This is a genomic window from Pantoea sp. sgz302252, assembly GCF_042610525.1.
In the GTDB taxonomy this organism is placed as follows: Bacteria; Pseudomonadota; Gammaproteobacteria; order Enterobacterales; family Enterobacteriaceae; genus Erwinia.
The window spans coordinates 404,492-428,173 of record NZ_JBHDVM010000004.1; the positions used below are offsets into that span (position 1 = coordinate 404,492).

Annotated in this window: 29 protein-coding genes and 3 pseudogenes; 8 read left to right on the forward strand and 24 right to left on the reverse strand. The window is 49.6% G+C overall.

The features are described from left to right. Position 1: 1 nt before the first annotated feature. Both ACETPC_RS10235 and ACETPC_RS10240 read right to left on the reverse strand, forming a co-directional pair. Positions 2-253 (reverse strand): DUF1427 family protein, encoded by a 252-nt coding sequence (locus ACETPC_RS10235; protein WP_380180994.1) that lies wholly within the window; start codon positions 251-253, stop codon positions 2-4. A gap of 50 nt (positions 254-303) precedes the next feature. Then, positions 304-996, reverse strand: coding sequence for a hydrolase (locus ACETPC_RS10240; protein ID WP_380180996.1), 693 nt, complete (start codon positions 994-996; stop codon positions 304-306). A gap of 305 nt (positions 997-1,301) precedes the next feature. Here ACETPC_RS10240 and ACETPC_RS10245 point away from each other — a divergent pair, with 305 nt between their 5' ends. From ACETPC_RS10245 to ACETPC_RS10255, 3 genes are all read left to right on the forward strand, one after another. Next, positions 1,302-3,176 (forward strand): amidohydrolase, encoded by a 1,875-nt coding sequence (locus ACETPC_RS10245; RefSeq protein WP_380180998.1) that lies wholly within the window; start codon positions 1,302-1,304, stop codon positions 3,174-3,176. 87 nt (positions 3,177-3,263) lie between these two features. Further along, positions 3,264-4,904 (forward strand): MFS transporter, encoded by a 1,641-nt coding sequence (locus ACETPC_RS10250; RefSeq protein WP_380181000.1) that lies wholly within the window; start codon positions 3,264-3,266, stop codon positions 4,902-4,904. A 51-nt stretch (positions 4,905-4,955) separates the two neighbouring features. Further along, complete coding sequence (locus ACETPC_RS10255) at positions 4,956-5,777, forward strand: alpha/beta fold hydrolase (RefSeq protein WP_380181002.1); 822 nt, start codon at positions 4,956-4,958, stop codon at positions 5,775-5,777. A 301-nt stretch (positions 5,778-6,078) separates the two neighbouring features. Here the strand turns inward: ACETPC_RS10255 and ACETPC_RS10260 are convergent, their stop codons facing one another. Further along, positions 6,079-6,642, reverse strand: a complete 564-nt coding sequence (locus ACETPC_RS10260; protein WP_380181004.1) for an Ail/Lom family outer membrane beta-barrel protein — start codon at positions 6,640-6,642, stop codon at positions 6,079-6,081. Between the two features lie 757 nt (positions 6,643-7,399). Between ACETPC_RS10260 and ACETPC_RS10265 the strand changes: the two genes are divergently transcribed. After that, positions 7,400-7,642, forward strand: a complete 243-nt coding sequence (locus ACETPC_RS10265; RefSeq protein WP_380181006.1) for a hypothetical protein — start codon at positions 7,400-7,402, stop codon at positions 7,640-7,642. Between the two features lie 290 nt (positions 7,643-7,932). Beyond that, complete coding sequence (locus ACETPC_RS10270) at positions 7,933-8,355, forward strand: hypothetical protein (RefSeq protein WP_380181008.1); 423 nt, start codon at positions 7,933-7,935, stop codon at positions 8,353-8,355. A 113-nt stretch (positions 8,356-8,468) separates the two neighbouring features. Here ACETPC_RS10270 and ACETPC_RS10275 read toward each other — a convergent pair whose 3' ends face one another. Continuing rightward, positions 8,469-8,645, reverse strand: coding sequence for a hypothetical protein (locus tag ACETPC_RS10275; RefSeq protein ID WP_380181010.1), 177 nt, complete (start codon positions 8,643-8,645; stop codon positions 8,469-8,471). Between the two features lie 304 nt (positions 8,646-8,949). Between ACETPC_RS10275 and ACETPC_RS10280 the strand changes: the two genes are divergently transcribed. Next, complete coding sequence (locus ACETPC_RS10280; protein WP_380181012.1) at positions 8,950-9,324, forward strand: SymE family type I addiction module toxin; 375 nt, start codon at positions 8,950-8,952, stop codon at positions 9,322-9,324. Positions 9,325-9,535: 211 nt separating this feature from the next. Here the strand turns inward: ACETPC_RS10280 and ACETPC_RS10285 are convergent, their stop codons facing one another. The 5 genes and pseudogenes from ACETPC_RS10285 to ACETPC_RS10305 form a co-directional block, all read right to left on the reverse strand. Next, a complete protein-coding gene (locus ACETPC_RS10285; RefSeq protein WP_380181013.1) occupies positions 9,536-9,973 on the reverse strand; it encodes a hypothetical protein in 438 nt (145 codons plus the stop codon). A gap of 141 nt (positions 9,974-10,114) precedes the next feature. Continuing rightward, positions 10,115-10,390 (reverse strand): hypothetical protein, encoded by a 276-nt coding sequence (locus ACETPC_RS10290; protein WP_380181015.1) that lies wholly within the window; start codon positions 10,388-10,390, stop codon positions 10,115-10,117. Between the two features lie 78 nt (positions 10,391-10,468). Next, a complete protein-coding gene (locus tag ACETPC_RS10295) occupies positions 10,469-10,948 on the reverse strand; it encodes a hypothetical protein (protein WP_380181017.1) in 480 nt (159 codons plus the stop codon). Between the two features lie 72 nt (positions 10,949-11,020). Further along, positions 11,021-11,380 carry a DUF6862 domain-containing protein gene (locus tag ACETPC_RS10300; RefSeq protein WP_380181019.1) on the reverse strand — a complete coding sequence of 120 codons (360 nt, stop codon included), beginning with the start codon at positions 11,378-11,380 and terminating at the stop codon, positions 11,021-11,023. A 12-nt stretch (positions 11,381-11,392) separates the two neighbouring features. Further along, a pseudogene (locus ACETPC_RS10305) lies at positions 11,393-11,485 on the reverse strand (VENN motif pre-toxin domain-containing protein); the annotation flags it as partial. Between ACETPC_RS10305 and ACETPC_RS10310 the strand changes: the two are divergent. Next, entirely contained in the window at positions 11,448-12,128 is a 681-nt protein-coding gene (locus ACETPC_RS10310) for a SymE family type I addiction module toxin (protein ID WP_380181021.1), read from the forward strand. The pseudogene ACETPC_RS10305 and the gene ACETPC_RS10310 overlap by 38 nt on opposite strands. 45 nt (positions 12,129-12,173) lie before the next feature. On the opposite strand, the gene ACETPC_RS10315 is transcribed toward ACETPC_RS10310, so the two are convergent. Both ACETPC_RS10315 and ACETPC_RS10320 read right to left on the reverse strand, forming a co-directional pair. Then, positions 12,174-12,401, reverse strand: a complete 228-nt coding sequence (locus tag ACETPC_RS10315; RefSeq protein WP_380181023.1) for a hypothetical protein — start codon at positions 12,399-12,401, stop codon at positions 12,174-12,176. A 15-nt stretch (positions 12,402-12,416) separates the two neighbouring features. Next, the gene (locus tag ACETPC_RS10320) at positions 12,417-13,397 is read right to left on the reverse strand and encodes a polymorphic toxin type 17 domain-containing protein (protein ID WP_380181025.1); all 981 of its coding nucleotides are present in this window, start codon (positions 13,395-13,397) and stop codon (positions 12,417-12,419) included. An 81-nt stretch (positions 13,398-13,478) separates the two neighbouring features. Here ACETPC_RS10320 and ACETPC_RS10325 point away from each other — a divergent pair, with 81 nt between their 5' ends. Beyond that, positions 13,479-13,892 carry a hypothetical protein gene (locus ACETPC_RS10325; protein WP_380181027.1) on the forward strand — a complete coding sequence of 138 codons (414 nt, stop codon included), beginning with the start codon at positions 13,479-13,481 and terminating at the stop codon, positions 13,890-13,892. A gap of 251 nt (positions 13,893-14,143) precedes the next feature. Here ACETPC_RS10325 and ACETPC_RS10330 read toward each other — a convergent pair whose 3' ends face one another. The 13 genes and pseudogenes from ACETPC_RS10330 to ACETPC_RS10390 all read right to left on the reverse strand — a co-directional run. After that, a complete protein-coding gene (locus tag ACETPC_RS10330; RefSeq protein WP_380181029.1) occupies positions 14,144-14,548 on the reverse strand; it encodes a hypothetical protein in 405 nt (134 codons plus the stop codon). Positions 14,549-14,553: 5 nt separating this feature from the next. Further along, the gene (locus ACETPC_RS10335; protein ID WP_380181031.1) at positions 14,554-15,594 is read right to left on the reverse strand and encodes a VENN motif pre-toxin domain-containing protein; all 1,041 of its coding nucleotides are present in this window, start codon (positions 15,592-15,594) and stop codon (positions 14,554-14,556) included. 6 nt (positions 15,595-15,600) lie between these two features. Further along, positions 15,601-15,663 (reverse strand): annotated as a pseudogene (locus ACETPC_RS10340) (VENN motif pre-toxin domain-containing protein); the annotation flags it as partial. Positions 15,664-15,770: 107 nt separating this feature from the next. After that, on the reverse strand, positions 15,771-16,376 hold the full coding sequence (locus ACETPC_RS10345) for a hypothetical protein (RefSeq protein ID WP_380181033.1): 606 nt from the start codon (positions 16,374-16,376) through the stop codon (positions 15,771-15,773). A 2-nt stretch (positions 16,377-16,378) separates the two neighbouring features. Next, a pseudogene (locus tag ACETPC_RS10350) lies at positions 16,379-17,932 on the reverse strand (VENN motif pre-toxin domain-containing protein); the annotation flags it as partial. 38 nt (positions 17,933-17,970) lie between these two features. Beyond that, positions 17,971-18,198 (reverse strand): hypothetical protein, encoded by a 228-nt coding sequence (locus ACETPC_RS10355; RefSeq protein WP_380181035.1) that lies wholly within the window; start codon positions 18,196-18,198, stop codon positions 17,971-17,973. After that, entirely contained in the window at positions 18,195-19,514 is a 1,320-nt protein-coding gene (locus tag ACETPC_RS10360; RefSeq protein WP_380181037.1) for a VENN motif pre-toxin domain-containing protein, read from the reverse strand. Before ACETPC_RS10360 ends, ACETPC_RS10355 begins: the two co-directional genes overlap by 4 nt. Before the next feature lie 251 nt (positions 19,515-19,765). After that, positions 19,766-20,131: a hypothetical protein gene (locus tag ACETPC_RS10365; RefSeq protein WP_380181039.1), complete on the reverse strand. Its 366-nt coding sequence runs from the start codon at positions 20,129-20,131 to the stop codon at positions 19,766-19,768. 209 nt (positions 20,132-20,340) lie between these two features. Then, positions 20,341-20,706 (reverse strand): hypothetical protein, encoded by a 366-nt coding sequence (locus ACETPC_RS10370; protein WP_380181041.1) that lies wholly within the window; start codon positions 20,704-20,706, stop codon positions 20,341-20,343. A gap of 225 nt (positions 20,707-20,931) precedes the next feature. After that, a complete protein-coding gene (locus ACETPC_RS10375; protein WP_380181043.1) occupies positions 20,932-21,387 on the reverse strand; it encodes a hypothetical protein in 456 nt (151 codons plus the stop codon). Positions 21,388-21,569: 182 nt separating this feature from the next. Further along, positions 21,570-22,061: a hypothetical protein gene (locus ACETPC_RS10380; protein ID WP_380181071.1), complete on the reverse strand. Its 492-nt coding sequence runs from the start codon at positions 22,059-22,061 to the stop codon at positions 21,570-21,572. Then, a complete protein-coding gene (locus ACETPC_RS10385; RefSeq protein WP_380181045.1) occupies positions 22,058-22,210 on the reverse strand; it encodes a hypothetical protein in 153 nt (50 codons plus the stop codon). The genes ACETPC_RS10380 and ACETPC_RS10385 overlap by 4 nt, the downstream gene beginning before the upstream one ends. A gap of 56 nt (positions 22,211-22,266) precedes the next feature. Then, the coding region (locus ACETPC_RS10390) for a VENN motif pre-toxin domain-containing protein (protein WP_380181047.1) at positions 22,267-23,682 on the reverse strand (1,416 nt) is incomplete at its 5' end.

The window sequence follows — 23,682 nt, forward strand, 5'->3', positions numbered from 1 at the left end:
TTCAGCCCGCCTGTTTCGCCAGTAATAAAAGAGGAACCGGATGTTTAGCGGCTACGATCTGCGTTTGTCCACCAGCCGCAGCCCAGGCCAAAGAGCCGCTGTGCAGCAGCTTGCCGCCAAGGCTGCTGCCAATAACCATGCCAAGCAGTCCGACCAGCGCTACGGCTGGCGGAGCCGGTGATCGAACCTTAAGCAGCGCGTAAATCAGACCGACAAAGGCCCCGGCGCCCAGAGAGAGCAATAAAGGATTCACGGACTCTCCTCAGGCCAGCTGACTCATTCTGAGCCAGCTGGCTAAAGCTATTAACGGATCGGCGCGGCTACCGGAGCCAGGGTGCGGTGCTCGCTCTTCTGGCGTGAAGGCGCTTTGTGCACCATGGTATAGGCGTAGTCGACGCCAATGCCGTAAGCGCCTGAATGCTCTTTGGCGATATCCATCACGGCGTTATAGGTTTCTTTGTGCGCCCAGTCGCGCTGCCACTCCAGCATCACCTGCTGCCAGGTTACCGGGATCACGCCAGCCTGGATCATGCGCTGCATAGCGAAGTCGTGCGCTTCTTTGGTGGTGCCGCCTGACGCGTCGGCAACCATATAAATTTCATAGTCGCCTTCCAGCATGGCGCACAGGGCGAAAGTGTTGTTGCAAACTTCAGTCCAAAGACCAGACACCACCACTTTTTGCCTGCCGTTCGCCGCCAGCGCGTCACGGACTTTCTGGTCGTCCCATGAGTTCATTGACGTACGCTCAAGAATATCCTGGCCCGGCAGCGCATCCAGCAGCTCCGGAAAGGTATGGCCAGAGAAGCTTTCTGTTTCAACCGTGGTCAGGACGGTTGGAATATTGAAGACTTTGGCTGCTTTGGCCAGCGCCACCACGTTGTTTTTCAGTACCTGGCGGTCAATCGACTGCACGCCGAAAGCCATCTGCGGCTGCTGGTCGATAAAGATGATCTGGCAGTTCTGCGGCGTCAGTACTTCAAGTTTGCGATTGGTCATGTTTTTGCCCATTGAGGTTATTGTGGCTAAATTTTGTGCACGGCTTTTACAGCATCCCGGATAGCGGCCTTTGCTGCTTTCCCGTTGGGTCACTGTCTGAGCGCAGTGTAGGAACCTTTTTTTTCACAAACTATTATCTTTAGGTATAGATATACCAAGGTATAAGTATCCTTTTGTATAACTGGACGCTTTCCAGCCCGCCCGATAATAATCCCGCCATCCCTTTATTCTGCCCGCGCTTGCGGCAGGGTAATTCTCTGTTCGCGCCCTCTTTACCGTCGCGACAATTCAATTCAGGAGTTCCTATGGTTACCCTTGGCAAAGCCGACGTCATTCTTATCAATGGCAGCTTCCATACTGTCGACCGCGAAAATCCGGTGGCGGACGCCGTAGCCATCCGCGACGGCAAATTTTTAGTAGCAGGCAGCCAGGCGGAGGCCATGCAGTATCACTGCGAAGGCACCAAAGTTATCGATTTGAAAGGACACACGGCCATTCCGGGCCTGAACGATTCGCACCTGCACTTAATTCGCGGCGGGCTGAACTACAACCTCGAGCTGCGCTGGGAAGGCGTGCCTTCCGTGGCCGATGCGCTGCGGATGCTGAGAGAGCAGGCGCTGCGGACGCCTTCGCCTCAGTGGGTGCGCGTGGTCGGCGGCTGGACCGAGTTCCAGTTTGCCGAACGCCGTATGCCGACGCTGGACGAGATCAACGAGGCCGCGCCGGACACGCCGGTATTTGTGCTTCACCTTTACGATCGCGCCCTGCTCAACCGCGCCGCGCTGAAAGTGGTCGGCTACACCAAAGAGACGCCAAACCCGCCGGGCGGCGAGATCCAGCGCGACAGCAACGGTAACCCGACAGGGATGCTGATTGCCCGCCCGAACGCCATGATCCTCTACGCCACGCTGGCGAAAGGCCCGAAGCTGCCGCTGGAGCAGCAGGTAAACTCCACTCGTCAGTTTATGCGCGAGTTAAACCGACTTGGCCTGACCAGCGCCATCGATGCGGGCGGCGGTTTCCAGAACTATCCGGAAGATTACGAGGTTATCGCCGAGCTGCACGAGAAGAAGCAACTGACCCTCCGCATCGCCTACAACCTGTTCACCCAGCGGCCCGGCCACGAGCTGGAAGATTTTGAAAAATGGACCGATATGCTGACGCCGGGCCAGGGCAGCGATTACTTCCGCCACAACGGCGCGGGCGAAATGCTGGTGTTTTCGGCGGCTGATTTCGAAGATTTTCTGGAACCGCGTCCGGATCTGGCACCGGGCATGGAGGAAGAGCTGGAGCGCGTCGTGCGTCATCTGGTTGAGCACCGCTGGCCCTTCCGCCTGCATGCTACCTATGACGAATCGATTAGCCGCATGCTGGACGTGTTCGAAAAGGTTGACCGCGACATTCCATTTAACGGCCTGCACTGGTTCTTTGACCATGCCGAAACCGTTACGCAGCGCAATATTGACCGTATCAAGGCGCTGGGCGGTGGCATTGCCGTGCAGCACCGCATGGCGTTTCAGGGCGAATATTTCGCCGAGCGTTACGGTATTGAAGCGACTCGCCATACTCCGCCAGTAACGCGAATGCTGGAAACCGGCGTACCCGTAGGCCTCGGCACCGACGCCACGCGCGTGGCAAGTTACAACCCGTGGACGGCGCTTTACTGGCTGGTCTCCGGCCGAACCGTAGGCGGTATGCAGATGTATGACGTCAACGCGCGACTGGATCGCGATACGGCGCTGATGCTGTGGACGCAGGGCAGCGCCTGGTTCTCCAGCGAACAGGGGAAAAAAGGCCAGATTAAAGCCGGGCAGCTGGCCGATCTGGTGGTGCTGAGCAAAGATTACTTCAGCGTGCCGGAAGAAGAGATCAAAGGCATTGAATCTGTCCTGACCTTAGTGGATGGCAATATCGTTTACGCCGCCGGTGCTTTCAGCAGCGAGGCGCCGCCTTCTATCCCCGTGCTGCCCGAATGGTCGCCGGTGGTGAAAGTGCCGGGCCACTATCGCAGCGCGCCGCCGACTGCAACCCGCGTAGGAATGCAGCAAATGCCTCACCAGTGCAGCGGCCCGTGCGGCGTTCACAGCCACTCGCATGACGTCGCGCGCGGTGCCAACCTGCCGGTATCCCAGGAGAACGCCTTCTGGGGCGCGCTCGGCTGTAGCTGCTTCGCGTTCTGATCCTGATGAAAACACTTTTCTCTCAGCCGCTCCGCGTTAATGCGGGGCTGTTCTTGCCAGGCTCAGACACGCGCAAAGAGGTACGCTATGGCGCAGGTTAACGATATCCACGATGTCGCGCAGGAAGAAGCTTTCGATAACGCGCCAGCGGCTGGCCCTGCGGCGGCTTCGCCGTGGCAGCCGCTGCGCCAGCCCGTGTTTCGTATGCTGTGGATAGCTACGGTGGTATCGAATATTGGCTCATGGATGAACGACGTGGGCATAAACTGGACGATGCTGACGCTTAGCGCTGATCCGCTGAACGTTGCGCTGGTGCAGGCGGCGAGCAGCCTGCCGATGTTTCTGTTCGCCCTGCCCTCCGGCGTACTGGCGGATATCATCGATCGGCGCAAATATCTGCTGTTCTCCCAGCTGTGGGTATTTATCGCCGCTACCGGCCTGACCGTGCTTTCTTTTACCGGGCACGTTACGCCGCTGGTGCTGCTGGGCGCAGCCTTTCTGATGAGCGCAGGCGCGGCAATGAGCTCACCGCCCTTTCAGGCCATAGTGCCGGATTTAGTCAGCAAGAACGAGCTTGGCCCGGCGATAGCGCTTAACTCGCTGGGCATCAATATCAGCCGCGCCATCGGCCCGGCGCTCGGCGGGCTTATTCTCTCTTTCTCCGGCCCGTGGATGGTGTTTCTGCTTAACGCCCTGTCCGTACTCGGCGTCGCCTGGGTGCTCTGGCGCTGGAAAGCGGAACCCAACGTGCAGCGCCTGCCGCCGGAGCATTTCTTCTCTGCGGTGCGCGCTGGTTTGCGCTATGTGCACGCCGCGCCGGTGCTACGGAACGTTCTGGTACGTACCGTGGCCTTCTTTGTGTTTGCCAGCGCCGGCTGGGCTTTGCTGCCGCTGGTCGCCCGCCGCGAACTGGATCTTGGCCCCGGCGGCTACGGCATTATGCTGGCTTTTATCGGCGTGGGTGCCGTCTGCGGCGCGGTGATGCTGCCGCGGCTGCGTAAAAGCTTCAATCCCGATCGGCTGATGGTGCTGGCTACCCTGATGTTTGCCGTAACTATGCTGGCGCTCGCGTTTATCAGGCATTTCTGGCTGCTTAACGCTTTTGAGTTTTTCACCGGCTTCGCCTGGATTGCAGTGCTTTCCACGCTCAACGTAGGCGCGCAGCGCAGCGCCGCAAAGTGGGTAAAAGCGCGTGCGCTGGCGGTCTATCTCACCGTGTTCTTTGGCTCGATGACCCTGGGCAGCGCCATTTGGGGACAGCTTGCTTCCCATTACGGTATCCCGTTTTCGCTGTGTGTGGCGACGCTGGGCATCACGCTTGCCTGCCTTAGCGCACTGCGCTGGCGGCTGGATAAGGATCCTGACCTGAATCTGGATCTCAGCGACCTGCGGGAACCGCTGCCCGCGCTGGATATTCATCACGATCGCGGGCCAGTGCGGGTTAGCTATGAATATCTGATCCCCGAAGAGGATGCCCATGCCTTTACGGTCTGTATGCAGGATATGCGGCGCGTTCGCCGTCGCAGCGGCGCTATCAACTGGGCGGTGTATGAGGACATCCTCCAGCCGGGCATTTTTGTGGAGACCTTCGTGGTGGGTTCATGGATGGAACATCTGCGCCAGCTTGAACGTTACACCATGAACGATCGGAAAATACAAAGTCGGGTCTACAGGTTCCATCAGGGTGAAAACCTGCCGCAGGCGAGATACCTGGTTGCCCCGGCTTAGCGGCAGGACCGAAGTTAACAAAAGCTGAAAATCCACTACAAGGAAAACGCTATGAGCACGCTTAAAACATCAGAGGGTACGAGCATTTATTTCAAAGACTGGGGCGCGGGTAAGCCGGTGCTTTTCAGCCACGGCTGGCCGCTGGATGCGGATATGTGGGACAACCAGCTAGATTTTCTGGCTGAAAACGGCTATCGCGTTATCGCTTTCGACCGCCGTGGCTTCGGGCGTTCGGATCAGCCGTGGACCGGCTATGATTACGATACCTTCGCTTCAGATATCAACGACCTGATTGTCAGTCTGGATCTGCAAAACGTTACCCTGGTCGGTTTCTCAATGGGCGGCGGCGACGTTACACGCTATATCAATAACTACGGCACCTCCCGCGTTGACGGCCTGGTGCTGCTGGGCGCGGTAACGCCACTATTCGGCCAGAAGGAAGATTATCCTCAGGGCGTTGAGGCATCGGTATTTGCGGGGATTCAGGCTGGGTTACGCAAAGATCGCGCGCAGTTTATCAGTGATTTCGCCACGCCGTTCTACGGCACCAACGCCGGGCAGACGGTATCGCAAGGCGTCCTGACGCAGACGCTGAATATCGCGCTGCTTGCCTCGCTTAAAGGCACGCTTGACTGCGTGACGGCGTTTTCCACCACCGACTTCCGCCCGGATATGGCTAAAGTCGACGTGCCGACGCTGGTTATTCACGGCAGCAACGATCAGGTCGTACCTTTCGAAACTACCGGCAAGGTGGCTGCGGAGATGATCGAGGGCGCGCAGTTGAAGGTGTATGACAACGCGCCGCACGGCTTTGCCGTTACGCATTCAGACCAGCTAAGTGCCGATCTGCTGGAATTTTTAAATTCTCTTTAAGCGCGGCTTTGCGCCTCTGAGGCGGGTACGTTAGCGCCAGGACTTTTACGTTGGGCGAACTTTTGCAGCGCCGGGCCGTCAGGGCGCTAGCGAACCCACTATGCCAGCAAAAGCGTACCAATATTCTGGTACAAACCTCTGACCGACTTATCCCCTCTTGTCCAGACATTAGGATTTTGGGGACAGGGCTGGAGAGGCAATTTGTCACCGTAAAAGAGAGACTCAGATAAAAATTATCTTGAAAGCGGCAGGATAGTGAGATTAACCCCGGCAGAGTAGCCGGGGTATTAACAGCATATAATCAGAAACGGTAGCCAAGGCCGATGTTAAAACCATTGATCGCTACGTCATCATTAAAGCTAACACGGGTGCCTTCGTACCCAATGTTAATGGCAAGAGAATCTGTAGGATTAATGGCGATGCCTGCGCCCCAGGCAAATGAGGTTTTGCTGGCGCTGTATTCTTCCGTGTAATAGGACAAATACGTTGTCTTGTCTTCTACTTTGGTATGCGCCATACCGGCCAGCGCGTACAGGCTGAAATAATCATTGATACGGTACGCCGGACCGGCCATAAGAGAATAATATTTAACTTCCGTCTTGCCTTTATAGCCGATGACATCGTCAAAAGCCTCTACTTGCTCAGAGTAGCTGTCGTCGCCTTTCATATAGCTGAATGAGCCGATAACACTGACCGGAGAATCCCACTCATAGCGATACTGCACGTTGACACCACGAATATTTTTAAAATCTTCGACCTTGCTCTGTGCATAGCCAACTGAAACAGTATGGTTGTCGGCCAGTACGCCAGTGCTGGCAAAAAGGCCGCTGCAAAGTAATGCCATAGCTGTGATATTTAATTTCATTCTTGATTCCATTTTAATTAAATCCCTGTTCTGTGACGCGGGATTATATTGTCAGATTTATTGTGATGCTTTTAACAGCAATAAAAGTTTTCTGTTGCACCCTGCCGAACTAAAAGCTTTCTGCCTTTCTGCTGCTGACGCATTGGCCTGAGACCTGTGATAAAAGCGCCCGGGAGCGCAGACTCGGGCAATACGACAGAAAGCGTTATGGGTGTTTTCCTGCTTATGATCCTGGCTACAAAATATGTTACTAAATGTGTATACCATGTTTTTATGCGCACATTATGCATCCTGAGCAGAAAAGCTCAAGAAAAAATTCCAAAAAACTTACAGAAAACTTACGTTAGCTATTTTTTGCACAGCGCTAATAAAGTAGCCAACCTAACCAATGGAAAAGATCCCCGCAGGCTTAGCAACATCGCGTGCAGGCAAAAACCTGCCGACACCTCTTTCTGATTAGTAAGAAAATTTTATTAAAATCAAACAATTAATAATAAATAAAATAAAATTATAACTTGTGAGATCGTTTTCAGGATACCCTTTTCATTCTGTACAAGCAGCAAAGAACCCGGAAAGTGATGAAGTATCATTTAAGCAGAGCCTTCAGCCTGCAACAGCTACACTAATGATTTGGGTTAAGTCAATAGCCACCCGCATCGATTCAGAAAAATACCGATTCCGGGCAAGACTCATTTGTTCAGTTTTTCAGGAAGGTTGCGATCATTACTTCTTAGCTTGGTAAAATTTTCCGACGGCTATGGCTATTGTGAGCATTGCCACTACGATCGCCGGTAGTGCATTTTTCCTCGCTTCGTGGCAATGGCTGGAGATTTTAAAGCGCGTACCGCTTGTTTATTCGCCAGCTCAAAGTAAAATCAGCGAGGCCCGTCAGGGCAAGCACTATCCGCGTTACACCATAAAATCATTTTTATTAAAAAAATCATATTTTTGCATAAAATTTAATGAACAGCATACTATTTTACACCATCCCTCCTTATGAAAAATTTGAAAACATGCCGTTATTAGCGCCCCCAAAGAGTTCATCCATTTAACCTGGACTATTAATCAAGTCACCTAAAACATACCCAACCTTTAAGCTTAGTTATTTCATTAATTGTTCACTCTTCTTAACAAAACATCCAATATCATAAATAAAAAAAGGCACTCATTATAACAATCTTTTTATGAAAAAAATTACAGTAGCAGCTAAAACAGAGTTGAGTGAAATATGCAAGTTACGCATTCAATAAACCACTACAATCCTCCTTCTTTTCACTAAGGGTTGAAATTATGAATTTTATTGGCAAAGTTGCAAATGGCTACATTAGCGTATCTTTAAAGGCAGAAGACGCAAAAAACGCGGTCAAAACGCGTTTGGATAAATTGGGTGAAACCAAAACCGGGCAAAAACTTCGCTCTTTTGCTGGTTATGTAAAAAAAGTTGCTAACAGCCCTGTTAACCTTGTGAAAAAGCATCCAAAGGCAGTTATTGCCACGGGCCTGGTTACTACCGTTCTGGCCGGGATAACAGCGAATGTTCCCCTGGCAGCCGTCGGAGTCGGACTGACGGCCTCGGGAATGTGGGCTCGCTCCTCAAATCATAACTCGCAGGTAAAGAGCGAGCTTGCAGAAGTGAAGGAAAACCTCAACGCAATTAAAAACAATATTGCACAGACGGAACAGCCGCGTTTAGATGAGTTGCAAACGCGATAATAATATTTGATGAAACCCGGCTAATTCCGGAAACAAAGGTGCACCTTATTAAAAGTTAGCTAGGCCTGGTTAACTATGTTGCTCCGGGTTAGCCTTTTCCTGTTTGGTTCTGACTATGCGGAAACCTTGCTGATTTTATCCGTGGCGTCACGCGTGGCTATCAGCTTGCTCCGCGTGCGCATCACGTCGCTTATCTCGTTGCTGATGTCCGATATCAGCTGTACCGCCTCTCTCCGCTGCTGCTCTTTCTCTTTATCGAAGATTTTCTCCAGTTCACCATGTGCCGACATAGCCCGCCGCGCTGATATGTCTGCCGCTTTTAAGGCAGCTTCCTGGCAGCTCATTATATTGGGGGATGAAAAAAATAAATTGTGCAATTCTCTGGAGCAAGCTCGCATTTTTAAATTGTATTTTCAATGAGTTTGCATAAGGTAAGGTGTATATTTGGACAGGTAAAAGCAGAGAAGGAATAGAAGAAGTAAAAGAAGAAGTAAAAGAAGAAGTAAAAGAAGAATGAAAGATTTTAGCGCGGCGATATTGGGTCGCACCCCTTTATCGCCGCTGACCACAAACCAACTGTCTAAGGAGTTGATTATGGCTGAGCCACATCATAAGCCAGATATCGCCACATCTACAACCCGCTATTATACCGTGGGTTATGTCAGCGACGCGAAGTATGAGCCGCTGCCGTCTATTCATCTTAAGGGCCGCTGGCTTGAAGAGGCAGGATTTGGGACGGGAACGCCGGTTAACGTCCAGGTGATGCCAGGACATCTACTGCTGAGCGTGCGCGACCCCACGCCGGAGCCTTCCGCCGAGCCGGAAGTGGTGACTACGCTGAAGCGAGCCTGTAAGAAGCTGTCGGCCCGCAAGCAGCAGCAGATCGCCGATTTTATTGAGATGGTCGCCACGCCGCAGAAGCGGCCACGGAAGAACCCTGATGGCGTGGTTGAATGGCGAGCTGGTTAAGGTAAATAACTGGTTATAAAATAAAATCCCGGCCATTTCCGGGGCTGGGATTTATTACCTGTTTAATTTCCAAAATTCCTACCATTGATAGCCCCGCCGTCAGCGTGGCCGGCGCGCTGTCGAAGATTTTTTCCGGTCCCGCGCCGCGTTCGCCACAAGCTGGCTCATGCATGCCACACTCTCCTGCTGCCCTGCGCTATTGAGGCTAATTTTAGTATTTAAGGCTATGGTAAAAATCTATAACACTTTCAAGGTCAGTATTCCATTCCGATATTTTCATACCGTCTTCGTTATGAGTAGTTCTGGGCTCTATAAATTTATTTATATTTTCAGGTATGAAGATTTTATCGCCTTCCAAAAATAAGACGTTGTTTTGCACGTAAACTTTATCACCTCCAAAATATAAAGCCCAGGTAAATATAAAATTGACTTGTGTAGGGTTATACATCGAAACAGCTAACGCTGCATGATCCTTATTGGATAACCCTTCTAAAAGTGAGTTTAACCATGCCTGCTTGTAATCATTTAGATTCCAATAGGATAGAGGTAAATACAACGATTCTTCAAAATCATTAATAACGATAGAGGCAGGCTGAACCAGCTCGCCTTCCATGCTGACTGGAATACCTTTAGATAATATTTTAAACATCTTATTAGTCCTTAATTTTTTCCAGTGCATTATCGTAAGTGCCAATGCGCTTACCATTGCCGGTATTAATGGTTTCCTGATTGCCAGATTGATCCGGCGAATTCAACGTAATCACTTTATTATCATTATGAAGTGGGTTTATCAATTGCCCGCACGTAAGACCTTCACTAACAGGCACTGTTTCTGTTTTGCTGACAGCCTCATCGTATGCCGCTGATTCTGTACCATGTTCGAATTGCGCGATCTTGCAGCCTTGTCACGCACTCCAGCAATTGAAAGGCCGTCGGTGACAAGTGGTGTTTCTACCTCAATCCCTGCACCGTTCAGCGCCTTATCAAACGCCGACGCAATATTATTGTTAGCGTTCTGAACAACTTTATCGCCCGGACTCAGCGGCAGCCCCGGAACAGGCACCACTACTGGCCTCGGCTGTAAAAGGTTATTGTTTTCGGTGTCTGGTCGTGAGAAAGACGTCAGCTAAGGGCGGAATTTTTATTAATAAGGTAAACAATATGCCCCCTCTAAAGATTCATACTGTGTGATAGCATCTCTACCTTCTGCCAGATATTCAATATCGATTGGTTCTGGCGGGAAGTCTTTTGTATAAGATCCATCCAGGAATAATCGATACTGCTCAAGTATGTATAATGTTTGCTCTATGGTTAAAAGCACCTGTTGCTCTTCCACATACTCACACCCAATAAATACTTTATCATGCGTAACCATCACCCAATGAGCATTACCTATGCCGAAGTTGCCTTCAGTTGTTTTTCCTGATGCAAGATCTGTGAGGTTTTTCACCCAGATATCAACAGAATGAATACCATATTGAATGTCATCAGATAACCATCCTGAAACCTCACGAGCTCCATACCCCAATACCCCTCCATCAAAAGAGTTACGTATTTCTCCACCTGTAGGAACAAATAGATTACTATTTTCATTCCACCAGAAAATAATTTTATCATTCAACATTACTTATTCCTTCCTGTATAAACAGGCCCGCATGGCATAGTTTACCGTGGCGTCCTTCACCTGCTGGTGATTTTATGCGTCAACGCTGGTGATATGCAGCAGGCTTACTATCTGGCCGTAAGCGTCAGGATATATATCGCTGACTTTGTTATTGTACTGCCCAATTTCATACTCACCCCTGGCTGAGTAAGCTTCAAGCCTTGCAGAAGCACATCCCGCACTTGCAGCTTTTCCGTTACCACAGGCATCTATAACTTTTTGGTCACGACTGATGCTTTTATCCAGCAGTTCATTTATCTGCTGCTGTGCCTTCTCTTGCTCTGCCGGGTCGTCGCTCTTGAGTTTCTGCTTCGCTATTTCAAGCTCGGTCTTTTCACTGACGTGAAGCCAATTATTCTCAACAGCATTCTTCCCGGCCTGAGCGCCCGTCACCGCGCTGCCCGCGCTGTCTCCTGCCAGGCCGCCCGCCAGACCCGCCGCCAGCGTGCCCAGTGCGCTGATGGTCTGTTTCTCGGTTTCCGTGCGCTTTGCCCGGATACAGCGCCTTCATCACCAGCTGCGCCATCAGCTCACCGCTGACCGCGCCCGCCAGCGCGCGGTTGCCGGACGCATACGACGCTACCGCCCCGACAACCGCGTGGGCCATCGCTTTCGCTTCCGGGTTGCCTTCCGTCAGTATGTGAATCTGCTCTGCCAGATAAGGCGCCGCCGCGCCGCTGACCGCCTGAGCAATATTGCCGCCCGCCGCCTGGATACCCTGTTGCAGACTGCTCCCTGTGCCGTACTTCGCCATTTCAGCTTTGTACTCCGGCGTCTCGCGCAGCGCACCGGCACTCAGGGACGGATATTTCTCTCGCGCCTTCTTCAGGCCCTGAAGTTCGCCTTCCGTCCGCGCAATATCTGCTGCCTGGCTGCCGATTTCCGCTATCAGCTGTTAATCATGGCTGAACAGGATATTAAGCCAGAAGGATGTATTTCCAAAGCGTTAAGGCTGCTGAAAGTGGGCTATACCAGCATCCGCCATGCCGATCGCAACGATATGACCTCCTATTACAGCCGCTGCCCCTGCATTAGCCTTAAGGGCAACTGGCTGGCTGAGGCAGGTTTTACAACCGGCCAGCAGGTTAAAGTGACGGTGGAACCGGGCCGGCTGGTTATCTGTACCGGTGAAGGTAACTGACTGGTATAAAAAGTAAAATCCCGGCTCGGTGGCCGGGATTTCTAATTAATAAAAATCATCTTGCGTAAGTTGCTTACCTGTAGGCATAACTTCACATTTATCAAAAGATAAAAGATATTCTTCTTCATAAAGCTTTATTGAGTACCCATAAATTACCCCTGCCTCTTCACTAATCCCCATAACACCACCTTTCTTTCCTGCATATTTTTTGTTTTTTTCTTTACAGTCATGAGATATTTTCACCTCTTGATAAAAATTAATTCTGTCATCCATAAATATGTACCTTAATCATTTATGCGTAATTTTTCCATCCAGAGATATATTTAAATGAGAACCATCTCTTGTTGCCCACCCAAGCTGAGCTTTACCTTTTGGTGAGAGCTGAACGTCCCATTCAAATGCCTGCCCCGCTGTACGTGATGGCCCTTTTACCCATTCATTACCAAACTTGTCAACATAACCATTGTTAGGTCCCCGAGGCAATGGATTACTGGGAGAATAATTACTGTCTGGAACAAACCTTATTTTCCCTTGCGTTGGAAGCTGCACATAATTTATACGCCCTTTCGTAGTCCACGGCTGAGCCGCACCTGCTGTACCCGCTGGATTAAAAGAAGGTTCTTTCACATAAGCAGGTACTTTTCCTGCCTGGCTGCTCCCCTTAACAATATCATCTATAGCGGACGTTTCTGCCTTACCGACTGCTGCGGCTGTACTCTGAGGTGTTTTCCCTTTTACTGGCGACGGCCTGTCCGTAGCGAACGCCATTATAACCGACGCAAGTACCGCTTTATTCAGATTATCTCTGTGCAGCTCAGTGTCGTTTGCAACCGGCTCCAGTTGCGACACTGAGTACTTCACTAACTGCTGACACTGGTTATTACACTCCGGTGATGCGCCCAGCGCTTTCAGCTTTTCAAATTCTGCTTTCTGCTCTTTGATCGGGATAGCTGTTGCAAGCGCTTTAGCCTGCTGCTCTGCATCCTTCTCTTTCAGCTCTTTAACCAGTTTTTCTTTTTCTTCGTCGGTCTTCGCAGCGGCATATTTCTTAGTAAAAGTTTTGATATCTGTATCGCTGAGGTAATTATTCTCAACCGCATTCTTCCCGGCCTGCGCCCCCGCCACGGCATTTGCCGTACTGTCACCGGTGATACCGCCAGCCAGACCTGCCGCCAGCGTTCCCAGCGCGCTGATGGTCTGTTTCTCGGTTTCCGTGAGTTCGCTGACCGCTTTGCCCGGATACAGCGCCTTCATCACCAGCTGCGCCATCAGCTCACCGCTGACCGCGCCCGCTGCGCCTGCAACAGCGCTGTTGCCCGACGCATACGACGCTACCGCCCCGACAACCGCGTGGGCCATCGCTTTCGCTTCCGGGTTGCCTTCCGTCAGTATGTGAATCTGCTCTGCCAGATAAGGCGCCGCCGCGCCGCTGACCGCCTGAGCAATATTGCCGCCCGCAAGCCCCTGTATCGCCGCCGTCGCCGCCTGGATACCCTGTTGCAGACTGCTCCCTGTGCCGTACTTCGCCATTTCAGCTTTGTACTCCGGCGTCTCACGCAGCGCTCCGGCACTCAGAGACGGATATTTCTCCCGCGCCTTCTTCAGGCCCTGAAGTTCGCCTTCCGTCCGCGCTATATCCGCTGCCTGCGACCCGATCTCTGCTATCAGCTGCGCCGCCTTCAGCCGGTTTTGCTCTTTCTCCTTATCGAAGATTTGCTCAAGACCCGGATTCGCATTTTCCACATCGCGGTTCGAAAAGGGTAACACTTAAGAAACAGGAGACGCCGGACTGCATCGTTATCACCACCCAAGACACCCGCGAGCTGTGGGGCTGCGTCGAAGATCTGAGCGTAGTGCCCATTAACCGCCGGAAGGTGGCTAAGTGGCTTAAGGCGTTTCCCGGCGCGATGCACAGCACCTGTGCTGAGCCGAAGTTTAAGCGCAGCAGAGGGCATTTTGGGTAAGGGCTGATAATACGATCCCAAAGTAAATTTGGGATCGTATTTTAATGGAGTTCATTCTTCCGAGGCTATATCTCCAGATGAGACATAAATAATATTTTTTATGTTATCTGGCAAATCACTATATTTCAATGGATGCTGAGGTATGGCTATTAATTTATATTCTCCATTTCTATAGTCAAAGCTATATAGTCCTCTTTGCGATATTTCAATAAATGATTTCAAATAACGGACGCGCTGCTCATCGCCTAAGAACTCAGGCAGGTTTTTATCAATTATTTTCACATCAGACAACGATTCCAATGAATAAAAGTAATCATAGATTGCTTCATACTTAGCCACTGACTCTCTGATTTTTTCAGGGACGGGGCCTTTGCCCCCAGTTGCAAAGTGAGCTATCTCTCCATTTCCACAGGATAAAAACCAATCCAAATCATTTTCTAAAAATTCTTCATCCATATATGTCATTTTTCAGCACCAAATATGTTTTCACAGTTCTCACAACGGGGAACAACTTCTCCTGTTCTTGGCCGAATCGCAGGAGTAAACTGGATATCTTTAATTTTAAGATTCGGATTCGCTAATAAAAGCTCATTTGCGGCTCTAAATTCTGCACAACGGCCTAATGTGTTCCCGCAAGTGGTTTTTACTCCTAACCCACCTAATTTATCTGCATAAGCCTGCAATTCTGGGGCAATGACTGTAGGCACTACTCCATTAGACGTCGTCACTATTTTTCCTGTTAATGGATCTACCGCACCAATAGCTGTTGCTGGTTTATACTTGCTATCAGAAAAAGAATTTATGAATTCATCTAGCTGCTTACTGGCATCTTTAATAAGAAGCGCTTCATTTTTTCCTGTCTGGCTACTTCCCTTCACAACGTTATCAACAACTGATATTGCCGGTTTACCCGCAACAGCCGACATTCCCAGTGCACCCGATACCATATTCCCTGCGGCTACCCAGAGATCATCACCTGCGATCAGCTGTCCGGCTCCTGTTCCAAGCTGATACGCACCGCCAGGAACCGTAGCGCCTCTGAGAGTTGAACCCAGCGGACCCGATATCGCAAGCAATGCCGGAGTACCAATTTCCGCCTGAGATTCGTGAAGTGACCAGCCTCCTAAAATACTTTCAGCAGTTCTCTGAAGTTCAGTATCAGTCCCTCGTTTTACATAATCGCCGCCGGACAGCAGACTATTAACCAGTTGCTGAGTCATCTCAGCGCTCTGAGTCTGCATCATTTCATAAGCGTAAACCTGCAAATAGGTCTGGAGTTCCGCTTTTTCTTCAGTCGAGAGAAGAGAAGGATCACGTTTATACCGTTCCAGCAGAACATCACTACGTTCGTCTGTACTTTCCAGATTCAGAAGGTCTCGGGCAGCCTTTTTAGATCGATCTCCGGCCAGCAGTTTCTGTCTCGCGGCTTCAAGCCGCTCGGAAGAGGTGTCACCCAGAAAATTATTCTCAACCGCATTCTTCCCGGCCTGAGCGCCCGCCACCGCGCTGCCCGCGCTGTCTCCTGACAGCCCGCCCGCCAGACCCGCCGCCAGCGTGCCCAGCGCGCTTATCGTCTGACGCTACTCTTCGCTCAGGTTTTCACGGTTGGCGCCCGGATAAAACTGCTTTGCAATTAAATTGCTGCCAAACTGGCATCTACCAGAGCTTAATATTTGTATTAATTGCTATAACATTTTGGAAAATAATGATTAATCTTGTCGTTCTCAATCAGCCGTTTTTCAGTGAAATCAATATCATTTGAAACGGCGACAGCATGCCGTAATTCCAATGGAAAATCTTCAATGGATGCATATATAGTTGGAATCAAAAATCTAAAGTAGTCCCCCATTTTGCTTTCACCTTCATAACCGACAGGATAGTCTTCTCCCTCAGTGCTTCCCTCAACTGCATGGTATTGAAAAAAACCTTTATTAATAGATAAATTAGCATCACTATATCGACCTGAGCATTCGAAATCTTTTTTAAGCCCTGCTGTTATATTCTCCCTGGATTCACCCTGCCCATAACGCCATGAAGAATATAAATCCAGCTCAAAAGAACCTTTTTTTTCTTTCGGATAAGGTAAATGGAGCGCTGACTCCTCCCAAATATACTCATTCATGGCATCCAATAAGAACTCAATATCCTTTTTGATAAGCAATGCCTTTGGCAAATCGCCAAAGCAATTATTTACCATCACAGCAATTCTTCCTGCCTTATCCATGGAAAACCATGTAAAAATGGTTCCAAACTCTGGTTTCCAATCTATATTTAATGTATTCATAGTTATTTCCCTTTTGGCCATGTGACCTGACAATTTGAACACTGTGGAATTATAGCACTTGATGGTATGTGGTCCTTACCCCATACATCTCTTGGTCTTAAAGCTTCAGTAAACTTGATATTTGAAGGGTCTGAACCATTTCTCACCAATTGATCCGCAGCAGAAACTTCTGCACACGCGCCCGCTTTATTTTTACAAAAACTAGTAAATTCGCCTATTTTGACGCCCAATTTATCTTCAATATACTTTACTGTGACCGGATGTAAAGACTCAGAATTTACATTTGCATTATTGCTTCCTACAGCCGTTCTCCCTGTCATTGGATCGTATGCTGCTACCATCGTTGCAGTTTTAGTTGCCTGATTCTTTGATGTGAAACCATTAATGTTTTCTATTAATTCCTTTTGTGCCTTATCTGCCACATTATCAATATGCGTCAGGTTATTGCCTTTCTCATTAACGTCTTTCGGATGAACTGCCTGCGTCTTTTGTAATACTTTATTAAACGCAACCCCTGATGCAAACTTGATGATATCCTGACCGGATGCCCCATTGTCCAGCAAGTTCATAACGCCATTAACGTCAACAGGTGATAGCGCTGATGAAATAACATCATTTTTAAGCGCCAGGTCGTGAATTTTTTCGTCACTTAACCCCTGTGACTTCCATTCTGCGATTTGCTGGCTGCCTTTAATCGCTGCAACGTAAGGGTTGCTGATAACGCCCATAGGCGTCCAGTCAATGCCCGTTTGTGAGTAAATATCCCCCAGGAATCCTTTATAATCAGAGTCAAGCTGCCCTTCTTTTGCGCCTGCCAGCATTGTATTGGCGTAATCCGTTACCAGCAGATTGAAATCATCTGCGGTCAGCGCCCCGGATTTATACATTGAAATTAGCTTTTCTCCTGCCACTTTCTCTTGCTGACGGTATTCATTACGAACCGCTCGTTCGCACTCTCCGTCATCGCAGGCAGTAAATCGCTCCTGAAGCTCATCCATACCACCGATACCGGCAGCCTTTAACTTTTCATAAAGAGCACGGCTTTTGGCATCAAGGTTTTCAACACCATGCTTATTTGACAGAAGATTATTCTCAACCGCATTCTTCCCGGCCTGAGCGCCCGTCACCGCGCTGCCCGCGCTGTCTCCTGCCAGGCCGCCCGCCAGACCCGCCGCCAGCGTGTCCAGTGCGCTGATAGTCTGACGCTGCTCTTCGCTCAGGTCTTTACGGTCAACGCCCGGATAAAGCTGCTGCGCGATATACTCGCCCGCCGCGCCCGTACCCTTGCCGCTGTCCAGCATCGCTTTGTTATAGGATGTCTGGTACAGCTGCTGAACGATATCGTCCTGCGTAGGCGTTTTATCCGGGTTAGCCTTCTGCCATTCCGTCTTCGCTGCCGCAAGCTCTTTCGTACCGGCCCTGTTCAGCGCTTCCGTGGCTGACTTCGTCGCCGCTATCTTACCCTCGGTCCTGACGATATCGCTGACCTGCAGGCCGATATCCACCACCGCCTGCACCGTCTCCACCCGGCGCTGCTCTTTCTCCTTATCGAAGATTTGGTTAAATCTTTATGGGCTTGAGGATGTATCTTTTTTTATTTATTTTTTAGGTTCGATAAAAATAAAACACCAATACCTAAAACTGAACCAATGACGGCGCCTCTTTTTAACGAATCGATTATATTTCCCACCCATTCAAAATAAAAATAACCATTTTTAATGAAAAATATAATAGCTATACCTATTCTAATAAAAAATAGAGTTAATGTTGTCAGTAAAAAGAAAAAAAACATTAATCTTATAGCTGCCATGGTATATTTCATTTTTTATTCTCCAACTGTTTTTGAACTTCAGAACCAGCTACTTCTGAGGATCCAGAACCAATCACAGCCCCAGCTAAACCAGCTGTTTTATCTGAGACCAGAGGGAAATATTTATTTCCAATTTCTACAGTTTTACCTCCAGCAGCCCCCACAGCAGTACCAAAGCCAGCACCCACTACTGCCGGAAGCGCATCTTTCCCCTGCAACTTCGCTCCCGCATAAGCACCAGTGACACTTGCAACTTCAGTGAACCAGAACCCTTTACCCTGAGTTAAAGCACTCACGCCTGTCGCAATAAGTGCATCAGTAGCGCTGAAAGGATCTTCGCTGCTCAACTGGTTAAACACGTTCGCTGAGCCACCTATTGCTCCCGCACCAATAACACTTCCCACAGTGGCTGTAGCTGGCAATAGCAATGGTGCAGCAACTGTTGTCATCCCCGCACCCCACGCCGTTAACAGTCCTCTGGTCGGATTCTGTCCTTCCGGTAAATCACCTTTCGCATTTTTACTCAGCGCCGCGTTGACTTCTTCCGCTGTTGCTCCGGCTTCTGTCATTGAGGTTCCCAGGGATGAAGTTGCATTGCCGTAACTGGCTATTCCCGAAGGCAGACTAAACAGATCGTTATTCTCAACAGCATTCTTCCCGGCCTGAGCGCCCGTCACCGCGCTGCCTGCGCTGTCTCCTGCCAGGCCGCCCGCCAGACCCGCCGCCAGCGTGCCCAGCGCGCTGATAGTCTGACGCTGCTCTTCGCTCAGGTCTTTACGGTCAACGCCCGGATAAAGCTGCTGTGCGATATACTCGCCCGCCGCGCCGCCTGACGCGCCCGCCAGCGCCGAACCGCCCGACGCCTGCGCAACCGCCGCGCCCAGCACCGCGTGCGCTATCAGGTTCGCCTCGACGTTCACCACTTCTTTGCCATTCGCATCTTTCGTGGTGGTCGCTTTATGAATAAGCTCCGCCAGGTACGGCGCCGCGCCGCCCGCTACCGCTGCCGACAGGTTGCCGCCCGCCAGCGCCGAGACTGCCGCCGTCGCCGCGCTGATGCCCTGCTGAAGCGCCCCGCCCGTTCCTTTACCGCTGTCCAGCATCGCTTTGTTGTATGCAGTCTGGTACAGCTGCTGAACGATATCGTCCTGCGCTGGCGTTTTATCCGGGTTGGCCTTCTGCCATTCCGTCTTCGCTGCCGCAAGCTCTTTCGTACCGGCCCTGTTCAGCGCTTCCGTGGCTGACTTCGTCGCCGCTATCTTACCCTCGGTCCTGACGATATCGCTGACCTGCAGGCCGATATCCACCACCGCCAGCACCGTCTCCACCCGGCGCTGTTCTTCACCACCTCTGTTACCGAGTCCGAGCTGTTCAGGCCCGCCAGCACGCCGTTGGCCATGTTGCCTTTGAACTGGTCGAGAAGCGTGCCGCCGGTGCTGATACCCGCTCCCACATGCTCCACGCTGTCCTCCGCGTGGTTTTCGATATCACTCTAGCTCAGCGTGACGGTGTCGAGTATGTTCCTGTCCGCCGTGGCCGTGGAGGCGATAACCGAGCTGTCCAGCCGGTTAAGGGCGGATTATTTAATAAAGTAGTTGTAATGCTCTGGAATCTTATAGTTTTCAGGAAATTCAGCCACATCTGGAGCAAAAACGAAACGATCAATATCTCCTCTTGTTTGCTCCAGGACTCCAGAAACACTTGATAAAAAAGTTGACATACGCAATAAGGCCGCCTGTATAGCTAATTCGTCGTTATTTCTTTTTGCATCCAAGAAGAGATTGATAGTTAAATTAAGATTATTTATATCATGCTGTATACTATCAACAATAGAATAATCGACTTCTAAATAAAGCTCTTCTTTATTAATATCCAGCTCCATCTTTTTATCCAACAGTTCTAAATAAGCATTTTTAAATTTATCCAACGCACTGATATCAATCATTTCGGTAACCTTCTTCCTTCAGCTCTTGCTGTCTTAATTTTTGCATCATTAAACGAACCATCAAGGTTGAGCACTGCTTTTACTTTTGTTCCTGTACTATCAAATAATTCTATATAATCCTTGTGCTTAGCATCTAAATAGAATTGGTCACCCTTTTTGATGAAATCACCAATTGACTTATTTGCTTTATAGACACTTTGCCCTTGATATCATTTACTGGTTTTATTAGATAATTCTTTGACTTCACTACCAAAGCCAGGCTGTTTGGAAAACTCGCCTATATTACCAACTGCACTTTTATTAGGCTCATAACTCTCTGCGGCATAAGCCAGATCATCCTTATTCTGCTCAGGGATCGGCGTTACCGTACTGCTTCCGCCTGTATCCGGCGCACCTTCAGTATTCCTGGTATTGCTTGCGGCCTGTTCCACTGATCGATCTGGTGTTGCCAGCCACGTTCCTTTACTTTCTTCCTGAGCAGGATTTATCAATTTCCCGCCTGTAAGGTAGTCATTAACCGGCAACGTTTCGGTCTTGCTGCCAGCGTCATCCGTACGTTGCTGATTCAGTGCCATGTTCGAATAGCGCGATCTTGCAGCCTCGTCGCGTACTTCAACGATTGAAGGGGCCGTCGGTAACAGGTGGGGTATCTATCTCAATCCCTGCACCATTCAGCGCCTTATCAAGCCCCGACGCAATATTATTGTAAGATCCCGGACGGGGTGATTGAGTTGCGGTAATCTTGAGGTATCTGATTGGTTATAAAGTAAAAACCCCAGCCGCAGGTGCTGGGGTTCGTATTATTTCATCAAAGTTGATCTATACAATTTATTAAGCTGATTAAACTGTAGATGCAGAGCATAATTTTTATATTGGTATTTTACCCATTTATTTATATAACCAATCAGCATATCCATTTTTCCACCACCACAACTAACTGGCTCACCCAGCTTTTGATGAATTAATTTATCAGTGCTCTCAATATTTATTCCAAAAAGTAAAGACCCTTTAAAAGTCGAGAACCCATCAGCATTATCAAAATAAAAATGAATATGATTAAGAATATTATGTCTAAATCCCATCTCTATACCTGAAAGAAAGAATTTATAATACTTCGTTCTACTAACAGGATCATTATACTCTTCAGAATCCTCTGAGATTTCTGCTATCTCTCCTATTGCTCCACAAAGATTTAAGAACTCTGAAGAGTTTTCTTCTTTGCCAAGAGCATTTATAAAATCTTCCCATGAGATCATTATTTAATCACTCCTGTTTGGCGGTTCATCACGTGCGTTATCTGTCTCATTAATCGTCGCCAGATCTTTCGCTTCAGCCAGCGTCAGTTCCTGTTTCAGATAGTTGCGTTCGTTTCCAGCTGTTTTTTCTGTCGGCTTCCTGCACGTTCAGCCAGTCATTATCAACCGTAATGTTTAATGTATTAAATTTTTAAATCGGTAAGAAAAATCATTTCCTTTCTTTTGATAATTTCCACATCCTCAGAATTAGGTAAACTATCAATCAATTTCTTGACCGTTCCTCTTGCATATCGAGCTTCTTGATAACTTTTACCTGCATCCGTAGTGAAAATGAGTCGCTCCTCATTTCCATTGAAACCTAAATAAAACCAGTAACCTCGACCACTTATTTCTGCAACTCCAGTATCGAGCCAGATTATACCTTCTGGTGCTCCTTCTGAAAAATCCAACTCATCTAAAACAATATTACCAATATCCGATGCACTTTCAATCACCTCACTATTTACACTGTCCTTTAAAAAAGATATTGCTACATAAAGATCGACAGCAACACTCTCACCTGGGATCAGTTTTTCATTGATAACAAAATTGAACATCCCGCTTGGAGATGAATAATCAGAAACCATAAACTCCAGTTGAAATGCAATTTTAAAGAAATCATCACCAATAATTATTTAATTTTCCAACCTTGTTGTTTTTTCAATGCAGATTTAACATCATTTGGCAAAGTTAATGGATTTCTTTTATCTGCTGTGCTACCTGCCCAGTGCCAGTTCCCAGTATTGTCTGGCATGAATTGGTGTATATGTCCGCTATCATCCATGGTGTAGCGCGCCTTTTGGTTTTTAGCATTAACTGAAACTGAATTTTCAAAAAGACTTAAAGAGTTTTCGGCTCGATACCTGCGTTACGTGGTGGATTAATTGTATGCTTTGGATTTGACTGATAATTTAGGCCATTACTTGCAGTTACGGGATCTTTAACTGGTATTGGGCTCCCCTTGCCACCTCTAGTCCCCGTGGACAGATTTACGTTCGTCCCCAGTTCTTTACCCGATGAGAAGACGTTAAGATTCCCCGCACCCGCCATTGCCATCGCATCATTATTACCCTTCGTACTGCTGGCAATATTCTGCTTAAAGTCATTATACTTTGATAGCACCTGCTTCATCGTCGAAGCCGCAGTGCTGCTTATTCCTGCTTTTCCACTCTCGCTTCCTTTCAAACCATACAATAGCCCGGCAATATCTGCCGCTTGGTTGATATTGATGGCCAGCGCGAACTTGTCTTTCGCTTCTTGATAGCTGATATTCTGTGATTTCGCGTAGCCTTCTATTGCGTAATCCCATTTATCAGCTGAAGTGTTCGCCACTATTTGGCTGACTTTAGCGTAATCTTCGCGATTCAGCTCTTTATACGTTAGCCTGCCCAGATAACCGCTGTAACTATCTTGCAGACCTTGTGCTAAAGCATTCGCATCCTGACAGGCGGGCGATGCCCGTCCCTGAGAACAGGCATCTTGTACATACTTATCTACTTCGGCGTCAAGTTTAGTTAGCTGATCGTGTCGCTCTTCCAGTGCAGCCACTTCTTCAGACGTTCTTGGGTGCAGGGCCAGTCCGGTTTCTGACAGTGCAAGCTCAATGCTGTTTTTCTCCTGGGCATCTTTGCCGCTCAGCGCATTATTCTCAACCGCATTCTTCCCGGCCTGAGCGCCCGTCACCGCGCTGCCCGCGCTGTCTCCTGCCAGGCCGCCCGCCAGACCCGCCGCCAGCGTGCCCAGCGCGCTTATCGTCTGACGCTGCTCTTCGCTCAGGTCTTTACGGTCAACGCCCGGATAAAGCTGCTGCGCGATATACTCGCCCGCCGCACCGCCTGACGCGCCCGCCAGCGCCGAACCGCCCGACGCCTGCGCAACCGCCGCGCCCAGCACCGCGTGCGCTATCAGGTTCGCCTCGACGTTCACCACTTCTTTGCCATTCGCATCTTTCGTGGTGGTCGCTTTATGAATAAGCTCCGCCAGATACGGCGCCGCGCCGCCCGCTACCGCTGCCGACAGGTTGCCGCCCGCCAGCGCCGAGACGGCCGCCGTTGCCGCGCTGATGCCCTGCTGAAGCGCCCCGCCCGTACCCTTGCCGCTGTCCAGCATCGCTTTGTTATAGGATGTCTGGTACAGCTGCTGAACGATATCGTCCTGCGTAGGCGTTTTATCCGGGTTAGCCTTCTGCCATTCCGTCTTCGCTGCCGCAAGCTCTTTCGTACCGGCCCTGTTCAGCGCTTCCGTGGCTGACTTCGT